At 30.0% G+C, this 16849-nt stretch carries 17 protein-coding genes; 7 read left to right on the forward strand and 10 right to left on the reverse strand.

Annotated elements, in window-relative coordinates:
• Window positions 1-51: 51 nt before the first annotated feature.
• Entirely contained in the window at window positions 52-564 is a 513-nt protein-coding gene (locus ACKVOV_RS08590; RefSeq protein ID WP_409206349.1) for an RNA polymerase sigma factor, read from the reverse strand.
• Between the two features lie 384 nt (window positions 565-948).
• Between ACKVOV_RS08590 and ACKVOV_RS08595 the strand changes: the two genes are divergently transcribed.
• From ACKVOV_RS08595 to ACKVOV_RS08625, 7 genes are all read left to right on the forward strand, one after another.
• Window positions 949-1992 carry a hypothetical protein gene (locus tag ACKVOV_RS08595; RefSeq protein WP_409206350.1) on the forward strand — a complete coding sequence of 348 codons (1044 nt, stop codon included), beginning with the start codon at window positions 949-951 and terminating at the stop codon, window positions 1990-1992.
• 102 nt (window positions 1993-2094) lie between these two features.
• Window positions 2095-2583, forward strand: coding sequence for a PAS domain-containing protein (locus ACKVOV_RS08600; RefSeq protein WP_409206351.1), 489 nt, complete (start codon window positions 2095-2097; stop codon window positions 2581-2583).
• A gap of 105 nt (window positions 2584-2688) precedes the next feature.
• Window positions 2689-4038, forward strand: coding sequence for a signal recognition particle protein (ffh, locus tag ACKVOV_RS08605; RefSeq protein ID WP_409206352.1), 1350 nt, complete (start codon window positions 2689-2691; stop codon window positions 4036-4038).
• Between the two features lie 71 nt (window positions 4039-4109).
• Window positions 4110-4994 (forward strand): bifunctional 5,10-methylenetetrahydrofolate dehydrogenase/5,10-methenyltetrahydrofolate cyclohydrolase, encoded by an 885-nt coding sequence (locus tag ACKVOV_RS08610; RefSeq protein ID WP_409206353.1) that lies wholly within the window; start codon window positions 4110-4112, stop codon window positions 4992-4994.
• A 6-nt stretch (window positions 4995-5000) separates the two neighbouring features.
• On the forward strand, window positions 5001-5495 hold the full coding sequence (locus tag ACKVOV_RS08615; protein ID WP_409206354.1) for a GNAT family N-acetyltransferase: 495 nt from the start codon (window positions 5001-5003) through the stop codon (window positions 5493-5495).
• A 19-nt stretch (window positions 5496-5514) separates the two neighbouring features.
• A complete protein-coding gene (gene lpxK / locus ACKVOV_RS08620; protein ID WP_409206355.1) occupies window positions 5515-6546 on the forward strand; it encodes a tetraacyldisaccharide 4'-kinase in 1032 nt (343 codons plus the stop codon).
• Window positions 6518-7330: a purine-nucleoside phosphorylase gene (locus ACKVOV_RS08625; RefSeq protein ID WP_409206356.1), complete on the forward strand. Its 813-nt coding sequence runs from the start codon at window positions 6518-6520 to the stop codon at window positions 7328-7330. Before lpxK ends, ACKVOV_RS08625 begins: the two co-directional genes overlap by 29 nt.
• Here the strand turns inward: ACKVOV_RS08625 and ACKVOV_RS08630 are convergent.
• From ACKVOV_RS08630 to murB, 9 genes are all read right to left on the reverse strand, one after another.
• Window positions 7317-9527 carry an ATP-binding protein gene (locus ACKVOV_RS08630; protein ID WP_409206357.1) on the reverse strand — a complete coding sequence of 737 codons (2211 nt, stop codon included), beginning with the start codon at window positions 9525-9527 and terminating at the stop codon, window positions 7317-7319. The two genes, ACKVOV_RS08625 and ACKVOV_RS08630, sit on opposite strands and share 14 nt — an antisense overlap.
• A gap of 26 nt (window positions 9528-9553) precedes the next feature.
• Window positions 9554-10555 carry a type I glyceraldehyde-3-phosphate dehydrogenase gene (gene gap, locus ACKVOV_RS08635; RefSeq protein WP_409206358.1) on the reverse strand — a complete coding sequence of 334 codons (1002 nt, stop codon included), beginning with the start codon at window positions 10553-10555 and terminating at the stop codon, window positions 9554-9556.
• Window positions 10548-11417: a cation diffusion facilitator family transporter gene (locus ACKVOV_RS08640; protein WP_409206359.1), complete on the reverse strand. Its 870-nt coding sequence runs from the start codon at window positions 11415-11417 to the stop codon at window positions 10548-10550. Before ACKVOV_RS08640 ends, gap begins: the two co-directional genes overlap by 8 nt.
• Before the next feature lie 9 nt (window positions 11418-11426).
• Window positions 11427-12299 (reverse strand): lipoyl synthase, encoded by an 873-nt coding sequence (gene lipA / locus ACKVOV_RS08645; RefSeq protein ID WP_409206360.1) that lies wholly within the window; start codon window positions 12297-12299, stop codon window positions 11427-11429.
• Between the two features lie 146 nt (window positions 12300-12445).
• Entirely contained in the window at window positions 12446-13267 is an 822-nt protein-coding gene (locus ACKVOV_RS08650) for an energy transducer TonB (protein ID WP_409206361.1), read from the reverse strand.
• Between the two features lie 169 nt (window positions 13268-13436).
• Window positions 13437-13985: an RNA polymerase sigma factor gene (locus ACKVOV_RS08655; protein WP_409206362.1), complete on the reverse strand. Its 549-nt coding sequence runs from the start codon at window positions 13983-13985 to the stop codon at window positions 13437-13439.
• Window positions 13976-15088 carry a glycosyltransferase gene (locus tag ACKVOV_RS08660; protein WP_409206363.1) on the reverse strand — a complete coding sequence of 371 codons (1113 nt, stop codon included), beginning with the start codon at window positions 15086-15088 and terminating at the stop codon, window positions 13976-13978. Before ACKVOV_RS08660 ends, ACKVOV_RS08655 begins: the two co-directional genes overlap by 10 nt.
• An 81-nt stretch (window positions 15089-15169) precedes the next feature.
• Window positions 15170-15784, reverse strand: coding sequence for an FMN-binding negative transcriptional regulator (locus ACKVOV_RS08665; protein WP_409206364.1), 615 nt, complete (start codon window positions 15782-15784; stop codon window positions 15170-15172).
• Window positions 15785-15829: 45 nt separating this feature from the next.
• Window positions 15830-16843 carry a UDP-N-acetylmuramate dehydrogenase gene (gene murB / locus ACKVOV_RS08670; RefSeq protein ID WP_409206365.1) on the reverse strand — a complete coding sequence of 338 codons (1014 nt, stop codon included), beginning with the start codon at window positions 16841-16843 and terminating at the stop codon, window positions 15830-15832.
• Window positions 16844-16849 lie beyond the last annotated feature (6 nt).

Consider the following 16849-nt stretch of genomic DNA (forward strand, 5'->3'; position numbering starts at 1 on the left):
TTAACTTTTAGTCTATAACTACAAAACAAGTAATATATACTTTACCCTACTTTAAATATTTTCTATTTCTTTTCTTAATCCTACTAATGCTAAATGTATTCTTTTTTCGACAGCTTTCACACTTATATTTAATTCTTCTGCAATTTCACTATATTTTTTTCCATCTATTCGATGCATCAAGAAAGCAACGCGTTGTGTTTCGTTAAGATTTCCTATTGCATTTAGAAGTTTAGCTTTAAATTGTTTTTCTTCTAAAAGAAATTCAGGATTTTCAAAATTTTTTGTGTCTCCAGAAAAGTTTGTCTCATATTTTAAAATTACTTTTTTGTGTGCAATTTCATTCAAAGTGCTATTGTTTGCTATTGTGTATAAGTATGATTTTGCTTTTTCTAAAGGAACTTGTGCGCAATTTTGCCATAATTTTATAAAGGCTTCTTGGGTCATATCGTCCGCTTGATCACTATTTCCGAATTTGTATAAAAGAAAATTCCGTAATGATTTAACATGACTTTTAAAAAAAGTCGAAAAGATGATTTCGTTGCAAGTTTCTGAAATAGAGCTCATTAATTTTATAAAAAATTTAAAAATAGTGTTAAATTATTAGCACTATAAGTAGGGTAAAAATAGGTTATTTTGTTTTAATATTATTTGAGTTTAGATTAAAATCTGCTTAATTTTCGGGTATTTATAATCATTATTGTTAATTAAATTCTTATTGAAAACTACATTTAACAACTAAAAAGATATGTTAGCAAATAATATTGTAATATTTCGGAAAATAGTTTTAATATGGTATTTCTTTTTAGTTGAATTTTTATAGGAGTAGTTAATAAATTTCAAAATGAAACTGCTTTTTTAAATTATAGTTTTAGTTTCTTTAATTATAAGAAAAAAACATTAAATTTACTTTTCATGATAATTGTTTTAAGTGCTAAAAATAAAAATGTTATGAGAAATTTAAGCTTAAAAAATTGCTTTCATATTTTGGTGCTTTCTATTGTTTTTTTATTCTCATCTTGTCAGAAAGAATCAAATGAAGAAGAATATAGCACAAGAGAAACGATTTCAGTTACTAGCCCACTTACAACTTTATTAAAAAGAGTTGCAATGCAAAAAACTTCACAGGATAATATTGTAGATAACACAAGTTGTTTTATGATAAAATTTCCTTATGAAGTCACTGTAAATGGTGTTGAAATTGAATTATATAATCCAAATGATTACTTGACGGTTCAAAATAATATTAATGCTAGTAATTTAGATAATGATATTGTGTATATTGAATTTCCAGTTTCGGTAATTTTAAATAATTATACAGAAAGAAATTTAAACAATCATACAGCTTTTAATAACTTAATCACTGAATGTTTAACAAACGAGAATGATTTTCAAAAAATATATTGCTTAGATATTAATTATCCAATTTCGTTAAATAGTTTTAATAATGATAATCAATTATTAAGCTCAGTTTCTATTGCTGACGATCATGAGCTTTTTATTTTTATTGATAATTTAATTGAATCCCAATATATTTCAATCGTTTTTCCAATGACAGCCATAAATCAAAACGGGCAAATAATTACAATAACAAACAATAGTCAGTTTGAAGATGTTATAAAAGAATCAATAGACAATTGTATTCAAAACCCTGTTCCTAGTCAAACTCTTGAGCAAACAATTACTACGGGTAGTTGGCGAGTATCTTATTTTTATGATGATCATGAATTAACATCAAATTATAATGGATATGTTTTTACTTTCAATACTAATAATACAGTCACAGCGTCAAAATCAGGAAATACTATAAATGGAATTTGGACAACTTTTTTAGAGAACGGGAAAAAGAGATTTGAACTTAAATTTCAATCAAACCCTTTAAACATATTAGATGAAGATTGGAGTGTTTTCGAATACAATCCAACGCATCTCAATTTTCGAGATACAAATAATGGTAGTTTTGAAACTGACTATCTTTATCTTGAAAGAAATTAACCTTTTTGCTTTAAATTTTTTTAAAAAAAGAGTTATAGTTTTCATAGATAAATCTATTTTTGAGGAACTTTTATTGTGTCTAACTTATAAAATTTTAAATCTATGTTTCAAGAATATGATAACGCTTTTGCAAAATATAGAAAAGGTTTAAAAACAATTTCTTTACCTATTGTTTGTTGGGATTTTCATAATATTAAGAATTTAGAATTACTAAGTTTTGATACTATTCAGAAAGATTGGAATGAGAAAATAAGTTTTCTAAAAGCTGTGAATAATGATCAGAAAGACATTATTGTAACCGATAAAAATTTCAAAATTATTTTTGCAACAAAAAGTATTCTAGCAATGAGTGGTTATCATCCAGAAGAAATTATTGGAAAATCGCCTAAAGTATTTCAAGGTATTTTAACCTCAGAAATTACAAAAGCCAACATTAGAAAAGCAATAACTAATAAATTACCTTTCAAAGAAGTAATCGTAAACTACAAAAAAGACGGTTCTACTTATTTATGCGAAATTGAAGCAATCCCTAAATTTAATAAAGAAGGAGAATTTTTAAACTATATAGCTTTCGAAAGAATAGCATCATAAAGTAAAAGATAAATAACTTACTTGAAAAACTAACCATTTATTTTTAATAATCTTTGATATAATCCACTTCAAATTCTTAAATTTGCGACATCAAAATAAAAAAATATGTTCAATAGTTTAAGCGAAAAGCTAGATAAAGCCTTCCATATATTAAAAGGTCACGGAAAAATTACCGAAGTAAACGTAGCGGATACTCTAAAAGAAGTACGTCGCGCTTTACTTGATGCCGATGTTAATTTTAAAATTGCTAAAGATTTTACCACCAAAGTAAAAGAAAAAGCAATAGGATCGGATGTTTTAACAACTTTACAACCAGGACAATTATTAGTTAAAATTGTAAAAGATGAACTAACAGAACTTATGGGTGGTGATGTAGCAGGAATTAATCTTTCTGGAACACCAACCGTAATTTTAATGTCAGGTTTGCAAGGTTCTGGAAAAACTACTTTCTCAGGAAAGTTGGCTAATTTTCTAAAAACTAAAAAGAACAAAAAACCATTATTAGTTGCCTGCGATATATATCGTCCTGCAGCAATTAATCAGTTACATGTTGTTGGAGAGCAAATAGGAGTTGAGGTATATTCTGAACCAGAAAATAAAAACCCAGTAGAAATTGCTCAAAATGCAATTAAACATGCTAAAGCTAATGGTTTTAATGTGGTTATTGTCGATACGGCTGGTCGTTTAGCTGTCGATGAAGAAATGATGGCAGAAATTTCTCGTGTTCATAAAGCCATTCAACCACAAGAAACATTGTTTGTTGTAGATGCGATGACAGGACAAGATGCTGTAAATACGGCAAAATCTTTCAATGATATTCTAAATTTTGACGGTGTAATTCTTACTAAATTAGATGGAGATACTCGTGGTGGAGCTGCTATTTCGATTAAATCTGTAGTAAATAAACCAATCAAATTTGTTGGTACAGGTGAAAAAATGGATGCGATTGATGTTTTCTATCCAGAACGTATGGCAGAACGTATTCTTGGCATGGGTGATGTTGTGTCGCTTGTAGAAAGAGCACAAGAGCAATATGATGAAGAGGAAGCTAGAAAAATTCAAAAGAAAATTGCTAAAAATGAATTTGGTTTCGATGATTTCTTATCTCAAATCCAACAAGTGAAGAAAATGGGTAATATGAAAGATCTTGTAGGAATGATTCCTGGAGCTGGAAAAGCCTTAAAAGATGTTGAGATCGAAGATGATGCTTTCAAACATATAGAAGCAATAATTTATTCGATGACACCAACTGAGAGAAGCAAACCAGCAATAATCGATGTAAAGAGAAAAACTAGAATTGCAAAAGGATCTGGAAGGAAGTTAGAAGAGGTTAACCAATTGATGAAGCAGTTTGATCAGATGAGTAAAATGATGAAAATGATGCAAGGTCCAGGCGGAAAAAACATGATGAAAATGATGAGCGGAATGAAAGGCGGAATGCCAGGAATGAAATAATAATTATAAAGACGCAATTTATCGCGTCTTTTTTTAGTAAAAACACACACAACTACAATACAACAAACACAATGATTCTACTAGACGGAAAAAAAACAGCACAAGACATTAAAGTCGAAATTACAGCCGAAGTTAATAAAATGAAAGCCAATGGAGAAAAAGTGCCGCATCTGGCCGCTTTAATTGTTGGGAATGATGGTGCTAGTTTAACTTATGTAGGAAGTAAAGTAAAAGCCTGTGAATTAGTAGGATTCGAATCGACATTGGTAAAAATGCCAAGTACTACTTCGGAAACAGAATTGCTTAAAAAAATTAAGGAATTAAATCAAAATGATGATATCGACGGATTTATTGTTCAACTTCCATTACCAGAACAAATAGATACTCAAAAAGTACTAATGGCTATCGATCCTAGTAAAGATGTAGATGGTTTTCATCCAGAAAATTTTGGAAAAATGGCACTCGATATGACTACATTCATTCCAGCAACGCCATTCGGAATTCTCGAATTATTAGAACGTTACGGAGTAGAAACAAAAGGGAAACATACTGTAGTTATTGGTCGTAGCCACATTGTAGGACGTCCTATGAGTATCTTGATGGGAAGAAAGGGTTTTCCTGGAAATTCGACAGTAACATTAACACACAGTTACACAAAAAATATTGCACAAATTACCACACAAGCAGATATAATAATTTCAGCATTAGGTGTTCCTAATTATCTTAAGGCCGAAATGGTTAAGGATGGAGCAGTTATTATCGACGTCGGAATTACTAGAGTTCCAGACGAAACAAATGACAAAGGATATGTAATTACTGGAGATGTCGATTTCGAAAATGTATCTAAAAAAGCATCTTATATTACCCCAGTTCCTGGAGGAGTTGGTCCTATGACTATTGCAATGTTGCTGAAAAACACTTTGTTAGCAAGAGAACAACGAAGAGTAAATAATTAATTTTTTATGAAAATTTCTGTTGCAACAAAATCTCAATTAGAGATTGTTAGAGATTTAGCTTATAAAATTTGGCCAAGTACTTACGGAGCAATTCTTTCGGAAGTGCAACTCGATTTTATGTTAGATAAATTTTACAATTTAAATTATCTAGAAAATCAATTAATAAATGAAAATCAAGTTTTTTTATTAATCGAAGAGAACAATAAATATTTTGGTTTTTGTTCTTATGAATTAAATTGTGAATCTTCAAACAAAACCAAGTTGCATAAAATTTACGTTTTGCCAGAAACACAAGGTAAAGGAATAGGAAAGATATTATTGAATGAAGTCGAAAAAATAGCTTCAGAAAATAATAATTCAGCACTTTTTCTAAATGTAAATAGATATAACAATGCACAAGAATTCTACAAAAAACAAGGATATTCTGTAATTAAAACAATAGACATCGAAATTGGAAACGGCTATTTGATGGAAGATTTTGTGATGGAGAAAACTTTATAAATAATCGTATATTCGTAAAATGAATTTCCTACGAAAAATACTATTTCCATTTGCCATTTTATATGGTTTTATAACCAGTATTCGTAATTTTCTTTTCGACTGTGGAATTCTAAAATCATATTCTTTTCCCATTCCAGTTATTGCTGTAGGAAATCTAAGTGTTGGTGGTACAGGGAAAACACCACAAATAGAATATTTAATCAGATTATTGTCAGACAAATACAATATTGCTACTTTAAGTCGAGGCTATAAGCGAAAATCGGAAGGTTTTATTTTGGCAAATGCGACTTCAAATGCTGAAATTTTAGGAGACGAACCATTTCAGTTTTATAAAAAATTTCCAAATATTCAAGTTGCTGTCGATGCCAATCGCAAAAACGGAATCGAGCAATTACTTTTATTATCAAATAAACCAGATATAATTTTGTTAGATGACGCTTTTCAGCACAGAAAAGTGAAGGCAGGATTTTATATACTACTTACCGCTTACAACGATTTGTTTACCAATGATTTTATGTTACCTACAGGTAATCTTAGAGAAAGTAGGAGTGGAGCAAAAAGAGCCAATATGATAATTGTCACTAAATGTCCCAGAGATATTTCTGAACTTGCACAAAATAAAATAAAGAAATCGCTACTTCGTGGGAATAACAAACTAGCGGAAGTGTTTTTTACTTTTATAGATTATGATGATAAAATATATTCAAATAATAAATCATTGAATGTAAATGAGATAAAAACTGTTGATAAATTACTTTTGGCAGGAATTGCTAAACCTGAATCCTTTTTTGCATATTTGCAATCCAAAAATGACGAATGTCTAATTTATCCAGATCATCATCATTTTTTAGAAAAAGATATTTTAGAAATTAAAGAAAAAGCAAAAAACAAAATCATTATTACTACCGAAAAAGACTTTGTTCGTTTAAGCGAGAAGTTACCAAATGAATCTCTTTTTTATTTACCAATAAAAAGTTCATTTATTAATAACGGAGAAAATTTTGATAAAAAAATTATAAATTATGTGGGAACAAGTACAAGAAACCGTTGATTTTATTGCAAATAAAACTAATTTCTCGCCTGAATATGGAGTGATTTTAGGGTCGGGCTTAGGTAATTTTACCGATGATATTGATGTAGAATATATTTTACCATATACAGAAATTCCAAACTTTCCAGTATCGACTGTTGAAGGTCATAAAGGCGCTTTAGTTTTTGGAACCATTCAAGGAAAAAAAGTAGTTGCTATGCAAGGTCGTTTCCATTTTTATGAAGGATACGATATGAAACAAGTGACTTTTCCTGTTCGAGTGATGAAATATCTTGGGGTTGAAAAATTGATTGTATCTAATGCATCTGGAGGAGTAAATTCTAATTATAAAGTTGGATCTATAGTAATTATTAAAGATCATATCAATATGATGCCAGAACATCCGCTTCGTGGAAAAAATGACGAACGTTTTGGACCACGATTTGTAAATATGAGCGAGCCATACAGCCTTAAAATGATTGCTAAGGCAAAAGAAATTGCTTCTTATTTAGATATTCAAGTGCAAGATGGTGTTTATCTTGGTTTGCAAGGACCAACGTTTGAAACGTTATCAGAATATAAAATGGTTAAAAATATTGGAGCAGATTGTGTAGGAATGTCTACTGTTCCTGAAGTTATCGTGGCGAGACACATGAATCTTGAATGTTTCGGATTATCTGTAATTACAGATATGGGTGATGAGGAGAGTATAGGTACAATTACTCATGCTGAGGTACTTGAAGCTGCTCAAAAAGCAGAACCACATGTTCGTAATTTAATAAAAGAATTAATTATACAATACTAGTTTCAATAAGTAAGTTATTCTCAATTACTTTATAAAAATTATCTGGATTAAATGGTTTCGTAATAACGTCATTCATGCCATAAGAAAGTAACATCTCCCTGTTTTCATTCAATGAAATTGCTGTTAGCGCTATAATTGGGGTATTTGTATTAAATTTTCTAATTTCGGCAGTTGCGATGGTTCCATTTATTCCAGGTAAATGTACATCCATGAGAACTAAATCGTAATTATTGCTCTGCATTTTATCAATAGCATCTTCACCAGTTTCACAAATTTCGCAACGCATTTTCTTTTTCTCAAGGAATTTTTTTGTAATCATTTGATTGATTTTATTATCCTCAACTAATAAAATATTTTTACCTACAAATATTTTTTCATCTATAATGTTGTTAATTGTTGAAGCAATAATTTTTTCTCCAATTTTAAAACTTAGATTAAATGTAAAAGTAGAACCAACACCAATTTCGCTATTAACAGATATTTTTCCCTTCATTAACAGAACTAATCTTTTTACAATCGTAAGTCCAAGTCCAGTTCCTCCATATTTTCGATTAATTTCTACAGAGCCTTGAGAGAAACTTTCAAAAATAGATTCTTGCTTGTCTTTCGGAATTCCTATACCAGTATCATGAACTTCAAATTTTATTCTACAAATATCACCGTCTTTATTTATAAGCTTAGTATTTACAGTAATAAAACCATTTTGGGTAAATTTTAGCGCATTGTTTATTAGGTTTATAAATATTTGAGACAATTTAGTAGGATCTCCAATTAAAATTTCGGGAACATCATCGTCTATATCTAATTTAAAATCATTGTTATTCTGACTTGCTTGCTCTTTTAATGAATTTTGAATATTATTTAGGAGCTCTCTTAAGTTAAAACTTATGTTTTCAATCTCAATATTATCAGATTCAATCCTGTTTATTTCTAGAATTTCATTTATATAAGTCAGTAAATAATTTCCTGAAAATTTTAATGATTTTAAGTATTCTATTTGGCTTGCTTTCGGTTTGTCTTCTAATAAAATATGAGAAATTCCATTAATTGCATTAAGAGGTGTTCTTAATTCATGACTTACAGTAGATAGGAATTCTGCACGAGCTTTAGATGCTTTTTCTATTCTTTCTTTTGCAATTTCGAGTTCACTATTTTTATCTCGTAGCAATTCGTTTGATTTATTTCTAATAATATTATTTTTATATAAAGATAAACTTAACAGTGAAAGTATTGTGATTAATGCTACACTTAAAATATTAATTAGTTTAGAAAATTTACTTGATTTTTCTTGTTGCTTTTTTTCTTTATCTAATTTTTCTAAAGATCGCATCATATCATCGACCTTGAAACGTTCTGTAACCAAAGTTTTATTACTATGTTCAGATTCAGAATCTAATGAATCTTTTAAGTGGGTGTATATTTTTAAAAAAGCAAGTGAATTATTCGTTTGCTTCATATTGTCATATACTTCGCTTAATTTTTTGCTAATTTTTACTTGTTGAATAGTGTTTTTATTGTCAATACTTAATTCATAACCTCTATTCAAATAATTTAGAGCAAGATTATTTATTTTCTGATTTGCTTTTATTTGTCCTAGTTGATATAGTGCTTCAGATTGTAAATTAAAAGTGTCTTTTCCTATTGGGAGATGTGATATTTGTAAGAATATATTTTCTGCCTGATTAATTTCTTTTTTTTCTAAATACATAAGCCCTTTTTGTAGGTTTACCATATTTATTGCATTGGACAAATTAATACTTTCATATACTGAATTTGCTTTTTCAAAATAAGATTCAGCCTTACTGAAATTCTCTTTTTGCATATAACACAAGCCTAAGTTGTAGTAGGATAAAGCTAATTTAGAATTAACTTGTACTGTATTTAAGATAGAAACAGTTCTCAATAAATTTTCAATAGCAAGATCGTATTTTTTTAAATCAATATAAACTGTAGCAAGACTAAAATATCCATTTGACAATGCATCCATGTTATTGGTTTTTTGACCAAAAACTATCGATTTGTTTGCATTTTCTAGTGCTTTGTCAAATACTCTGTTGTTTTTATAAAAATTAGCTTTTTCTGTATAAAAAAAGGAACTATCCGTTTTATATGCAGTTTTTTCTCCGTCTTGTGAGAAAACAGAAATATTAAAAAAGCAAAGTAGGATTAATAATAAACGGCTAAACATTTTTTTCATTTAGGAAAAGGACTGTCTAAAAGTAATTATTTTTTGTGAATAAGTGAAATTAAATTGATAATTCTGCTCGAATAGCCTATTTCGTTGTCATACCAACCTACAACTTTAACCATTTTGTCTATCACAGAAGTAAGCTGTGCATCGAATAAACAAGAATTTGGGTTTCCTATAATATCTACCGAAACAATGGGATCTTCGGTATAAGCAAGAATTCCTTTCAATTTATTTTCAGAGGCAATTTTGAAAGCAAAATTTATTTCTTCAATAGAAACTTCTCTTTTCACATTAAAAGTAATATCAGTTAGTGAACCATCTGGAACAGGAACACGAATACCACAACCTCCAATTTTTCCTTCTAGTTCTGGAAATATTTTTGTTAATGCTTTTGCAGCACCAGTTGTTGTTGGTACTATCGATTGGCTTGCTCCGCGTGCTCTTCTCAAATCTTTGTGAGGTTGATCATGTAAACTCTGATCGGTGGTATAAGAGTGAACAGTTGTAATGTAAGCTTGTTCTATACCACATAATTCCTGAATCACTTTTATCATTGGGGCAGCATTGTTAGTAGTACAACTTGCATTAGAAATTATTTTTTCTGTGCCGTCAAGAATATTTTCATTTACACCAAGAACCACAGTTTTTATATTGTCTACTTCGGCTGGAGCCGATAAAATAACCTTTTTTGCTCCAGCTAAAATGTGTGCGTTTATGTCATCGAAAGTTTTGTATTTACCTGTACTTTCCACAACAAAATCAATATCTAAAGATTTCCAATTTAATTTTGAAATGTCTTTTTCGTGAAAAAATAAATAAGATTTTCCATCTACTAAAATAAAAGTTTCATCAAACGAAACATTTGACGGTAGAACACCATGAATACTATCATATTTTAACAAATGAGACATCGTTCTATTATCGGCAATGTCATTTATTGCAACAACTTCAATTGTAGGATGATTTAATAACAATCGAAATAAGTTTCGACCAATTCTCCCAAAACCGTTAATAGAGATTCTTATTTTACTCATTAGGTTCAATGTGTATTAATACGTGACCTAATTGTGGTATTTGTTCACGTAAAGTGTCTTTTAGTTTGTGGGCAATATCGTGCCCTTCTTTTACCGAAATATTTGCACTTACAATAGCATGAAGATCTACATGATATTTCATACCAGCTTTTCTAATAAAGCATTTTTCGGTATCTATTACTCCGTCAACTTTATGAGAAACTTGTCTAATGTCTAATATGAGGTCGTCATATAAATGTTCGTCCATAATTTCGCCAAGTGCTGGTCTAAATATCAAATAACTGTTGTATAATATAAATCCTGAAGCAAAAAGGGCAGCCCAATCATCTGCAGATTCATATCCTTTTCCTAAAAGCAAAGCGATTGAAATACCAACAAAAGCAGCTACTGATGTTATAGCGTCGCTTCTATGATGCCACGCATCAGCTTTTAATGAGGAACTATTTGTTTCTTCACTCCTTTTCATAACCAATCTAAAAGAAATTTCTTTCCATATAATGATAAAAAAAAGAATAATTAGTGTCCAAGGTTTTGGTAAATTATGAGGTGTTCCAATATTTGAAATGCTCTCATAAGCTATAATAGTTGCAGACGTAATTAGAAAACCAACTACTAGAAAAGTGATGAGTGGTTCAGCTCTTCCATGACCGTAAGGGTGGTTCTCATCTGCGGGTCTATTAGAATATTTTATTCCAAATAAAACTAGAAATGATGAAAAAATATCGGTTGTAGATTCAATTGCATCAGCTATTAATGCATAGGAATTTCCAAAAAAACCAGCTAGTCCTTTTATGATGGCAAGTAATGCATTTCCAATTAAGCTAAAATAAGTTGCTTTTATCGCAGATTCTTCGTGAGTCATGTTTTTTTATTATAAAATATGTTTCTGTGCATGATACGAAGATCGAACTAATGGGCCACTTTCTACATGACGAAATCCCATTTCTTTTCCTAGAAGCTCGTATTTTTCGAATTGTTCGGGTCTAATAAACTCCTTTACTGGTAAGTGTTTTTTACTTGGTTGTAAGTACTGGCCTATGGTTACAATATCTACATTGGCGTCACGCAAATCTTTCATGGTTTGTATCACTTCTTCTTCAGTTTCTCCTAAACCCAACATGATTCCAGATTTTGTTCTGCGAATTCCTTTGGCTTTCAAGTAACGTAGAACTTCTAGACTTTTATCATATTTAGCCTGAATTCTAACTTCACGAGTTAGTCTACGAACAGTTTCTACATTATGAGAAACGACTTCGGGATTGGCTTCTACAATTCGGTCTAAATTTCTTTCTACACCCTGAAAATCTGGAATTAATGTTTCTAGCGTAGTTTCAGGATTCATTCTTCTAATCGCTTTTACGGTTTCTATCCAAATTATAGATCCCATATCTTTTAGATCATCTCTATCTACACTTGTAATTACAGCGTGTTTTATGTTCATAATTTTAATAGAACGAGCTACTTTTTCTGGTTCATTCCAATCGACCGTTTCTGGTCTTCCTGTTTTTACACCACAAAAACCACAAGAACGAGTGCAAATATTTCCTAAAATCATAAACGTTGCCGTTCCTTCACCCCAGCATTCACCCATGTTTGGGCAACTCCCAGAGGTGCAAATGGTGTTTAGTTTGTACTTGTCTACTAAACCACGTAATTCAGTATATTTTTGACCAATAGGTAATTTTACTTTTAGCCATTTTGGCTTTCCTACAGGAAGTATGTTAGAATCTAGAACAGTTTCCATAAAATGTAATTTTTTGCAAAGCAAAGATACTAATTGTAGTTTGTTTGAGGATTGTTTATTCGTTAATTTGATCTTTTTTGATAATAAAAAAGTACACTAAAATATTTTTTAGTGTACTTTATAAAAGTTTAATGATACTTTATGTTTTAATTTAATTGTGTTTTTACCACAATTGGTAAAGAATAAGATGTTCTAACAGGTTTTCCTTTATATATTCCAGGCTCCCATTTTGTTTTTATAGATTTTAGCACACGAATAGCTTCTATATCTAAACCAAAACCAGGATTTTTAGGAACTGTTATGTTAGATAATGTTCCATCTCTTTCAACCACGAAGTAAACTAGAATTTTTATTGTTTTTTCTTCGTCTAGTTCTGGGGTTACAAATTTTTTACCAACCGTTTTTAAGAATTCATTTATTCCGCCAGGAAAGTTAGGGTTTTTATCTAAAATTCCAGAAGGTAAGGCTTCGTTTATAGGTTGTTCAACAGGAGGAGTAGTTGTTATTACTCCAGTGTTTCCAGCTTCAGGATTGCCTCCAGTTCCAGTTGTTGTGGTGTTTGTAGTGTTAGTTTTTCCTACATCCTCGGGTTTTGTAAAATCAATATTTGGAGCTTTTGTAGCTTCAACAATTGTCGGGTCTACTAAGTTCTCAGTTGTTATAGGTTTTTGTGGCTCACTTTTTAATGCTGGTAATTCTTTTTTTATATCTTCTTTATGAGGTAACGTTAAATCTGTAACATGAAGTACAATATCAGGTTCTATAGGTTTTGCAATTGGTTTGTCAGTAAATGAACTTAATAAAACGGGTAATAGTGCAATTCCAGAAATTAATACAATGGCACTTAAAAAAGCTTTCATTGTTGTTTTGCCGTCTTCTTGACGCATTTTGTACGCTCCGTACTCTTTGTTTTTTCCTTCAAAAACCAACTCTAACCATTCGTTTTTGTTAATGTTTAATTTTGACATAATTTTCGGTTTTTATAATTAATAATCTTCTAGTGTTTTGATTAGTTAATTGAAAAAACCGTGCCAAAATTTTGTTAAATGTATTAAAAGCGTTGATTTTTATGTAAAATATTGAATTGTGATTAAATTTGTAATTATAATTCAAACAAAACTAATTTTAGACTACTAATTATGCTTTTGTGATAATTTCAGCTAATAACTTTTTTGCTCTAAGAAGTTTAATTTTTACATTATTTAGAGGTTCTTCTAAATCATCTGCAATTTCTTGGTAACTCATTTCCTGAAAATAGCGCATTTGGATAACTTCTTGGTAAGCTGGTTTTAATTCTTTGATGAATTGTAGTAATCGAGATAAATTTTGCTCGGTGATTAATTTGTCTTCTGCCGAAGGGGAAGTATCTGCAATAGAATAAGCAATATCATCTTCTTCATCAGTAATATCTATAAAAAGAGATGATTTCTTTTTTCGAAGTAAATCGATATGAACGTTTTTTGCGATTGCAATAAGCCAAGTGTTAAACTGAAATTCAGGGTTGTAAGTAGTAATTTTGTCGAAAGCTTTAGAAAAAGTTTCGATTGTAATGTCCTCGGCATCAGTTTCGTTTTCTGTTCGTTGCAACATAAAACCATATACTTCGTTCCAGTAATTATCTAGTAGAAAAGTAAAAGCAACTTGATCGCCTAATTTGGCTTTGTCTATATATTGTTTTATTTCCAAGTGACTGGTTTTGAGAAAATATTTCTAATAAATACGCTTAATTGTGTGAATATAAGAATAATTTCTAGAATTGGGAACCAATAGATGACATCTTTCTCTTTTAATTTTCCTGCAGAATATCCTAAAGATATCCATGCTACTAAATATCTAAAGATAATTATTGAAGTTACAATAATCCATTGAAATTGAAAAGCTAATAGGACAATAGGAACGAGAAAGAAAAATAATTGAGAAAAATAAAAAATTCCCAATTGTGTTTTGTCAAAAGATTTATAATATTTTGCTGTAGAAATATGGCGACGTTTCTGCATAATCCAATCTTTAAAAGTTTCTTTCGCTTTCGAATAAGTAAAACTTTCAGAGTTATAAGCAACAGCAATATTGTCTTTGTTTGCTGCTTCATTTATAAATAAATCATCATCACCAGAACGTAATTTCATGTGATTTATAAAACCATTTACTTTAAAGAATTCATCTTTTTTATAACCTAAATTTCTACCTACACCCATATAAGGTTTTCCTAACTTTGCCCAAGCAAAATATTGTGTTGCGGTAAGTAAAGTTTCGAAACGAATTAATTTATTTAAAAAACTAGGTTCTTTTTCGTATGCACCGTAGCCTAAAACAATGGTTTTGTGTAGAGTGAAATGAGAAGACATTTCGGTAATCCAATTTTCAGAATTTGGATAACAATCGGCATCTGTAAAAAGTAAATAATCTTTTGTAGCTGCTTTGATACCAAGGGTTAATGCAAATTTCTTGTTTCCCCAAAAAGCCTCATTATTAGCAACTTTTACTAGCTTTATATTAGCATACTGTTTCTCAAATTGTTCGAAAATCTCTAAAGTATCGTCACTAGAAGCATCATCTATTAGTATAATTTCAAAATTTGAATAATTTTGATTTGCCAGAAGAGGAATAAAGTTTTTTACATTTTCTTCTTCGTTTTTTGCACATACAATTACCGAAACCGAAACGTGCTTAGTAGTACTTTCTTGAGTTTTTGCAAAAGAAAATTTGCCAAAAATAAATAAATAGTAAATTACCTGAATAACTACAATTCCTATAAAAATGTAAAGTAAAATGAGTAAAAATTGTGTCATAAAATGAGTCAAAAAATATTTTGCAAAGGTACTAAAAGATTTTAGATTTCAGATTTTAGAATTCAGATTGTTTGTAAAAGATTATTTTTTATTTTTTGCCATTTCTTGTGCTATTTGGCAAGCATTATAATCTTTCGTTTTTTCTAACTCAGAAATAATATTTTGGTGGTTTTTTTCGTCTCGATTTTGAGAAACTTTTTTTACAGCTTCTATCGAAGTAATTTCGATTCGAAAAGCAATAATTCCTTTAGCTTGTCTCATCGTTTTTTCTGATAAATCTTCAATTCTTATTGGATTTTTTGAATTGACTTCGTATTTATCGACTAGTTTTTTTAATGAAAGGATTGTTTCTTCAAAATTTAGAATTTTCACTTTTCCGTATACATGAACTGCAATATAATTCCAAGTAGGAACATTTTCGTGATCATACCAAGAAGAAGAAATATAAGTATGTGGACCCGAGAAAATAGCTAAAATTCGATTATCATTTTCGAAAGTTTGCCATTGCGGATTTTCTTTAGATATATGTCCTTCTAGAAATTGTTCTCCATTTTCTTTTATTTCAAGTTCTAATGGAATATGAGTTGCCAGTATATTTCCGTCATTTTGATTTATTAAAATTCCGAAACTGTTTTTTTGAAGAAAACTGATTATGTCTTCCCGATTTTCGTTTTTGTAAATGGCTGGAATGTACATTGTATATTAATTATGTATTTTGATTTTAAAACGAAATCACGTTTTTTAAATCACATTTACTTCTGCTTCTATATGAATACCAAACATTTCGAAAACTGTCTTTTGAATGTTTTTTGATACATTCAGAATTTCTTGACCAGTTGCATTACCATAATTTACTAAAACTAGGGCTTGGTTTTTATGAATTCCGGCATCACCAAAGCGTTTTCCTTTGAAACCTGCTTGCTCAATAAGCCAACCTGCTGGGACTTTTACTTCGGTTTCTGAAATTTCGTAAAACTTCATTTCTGGAAATTTTTTATGAATAGGTTCGAATTCCGACTTTAATAAAATAGGGTTTTTAAAAAAACTTCCACTATTACCTAATTCTTTTGGATCTGGCAATTTGCTCTGACGAATGGCAATTACAGCATTAGAAACGTCAATTAAACTCGGAGTTTCGATGTTTTTATTGGCTAATTCTAACTGAATATCTCCATAAGAAATATTTATTTTATGATCTTTTTTTGTTAATTTAAAAACTACCGATGTGATAATAAATTGGTCTTTTACATCATGTTTAAAAATACTTTCACGATAACCAAAATGACATTCGGTATTTGTAAAAGTTTTCATTTCCTGAGTGGCAATGTTTATTGCTTCACAAGAGACAAAAGTATCTTTTATTTCGGTTCCGTATGCACCTATGTTTTGCACTGGAGTTGTACCCACATTGCCAGGAATGAGTGACATATTTTCTAATCCGCCGAAATTTTGATTTATAGTCCAAAGAACAAATTCGTGCCAGTTTTCGCCTGCTTGACTTTCTACCCAAACAAAATCGTCATCTTGTTTGATTATTTTTTTTCCTTTTAAATCGATGTGAATAACCAATGCATTAATATCTTGTGTGAGTAACATATTACTTCCGCCACCTAATATAAATTTTTTTTCAGTTGGATTTTCGTGCAAAACAGCTTTTAAATCTGGGATAGAATGTATGGCTACAAATTGTTTTGCTTTGGCTTCGATACCAAAAGTGTTGTGCTTTTTTAAAGAGAAATTAGGAATTATAGTCATCAAAAA

The organism is Flavobacterium sp. (assembly GCF_046153165.1).
Classification (GTDB): Bacteria; Bacteroidota; Bacteroidia; order Flavobacteriales; family Flavobacteriaceae; genus Flavobacterium.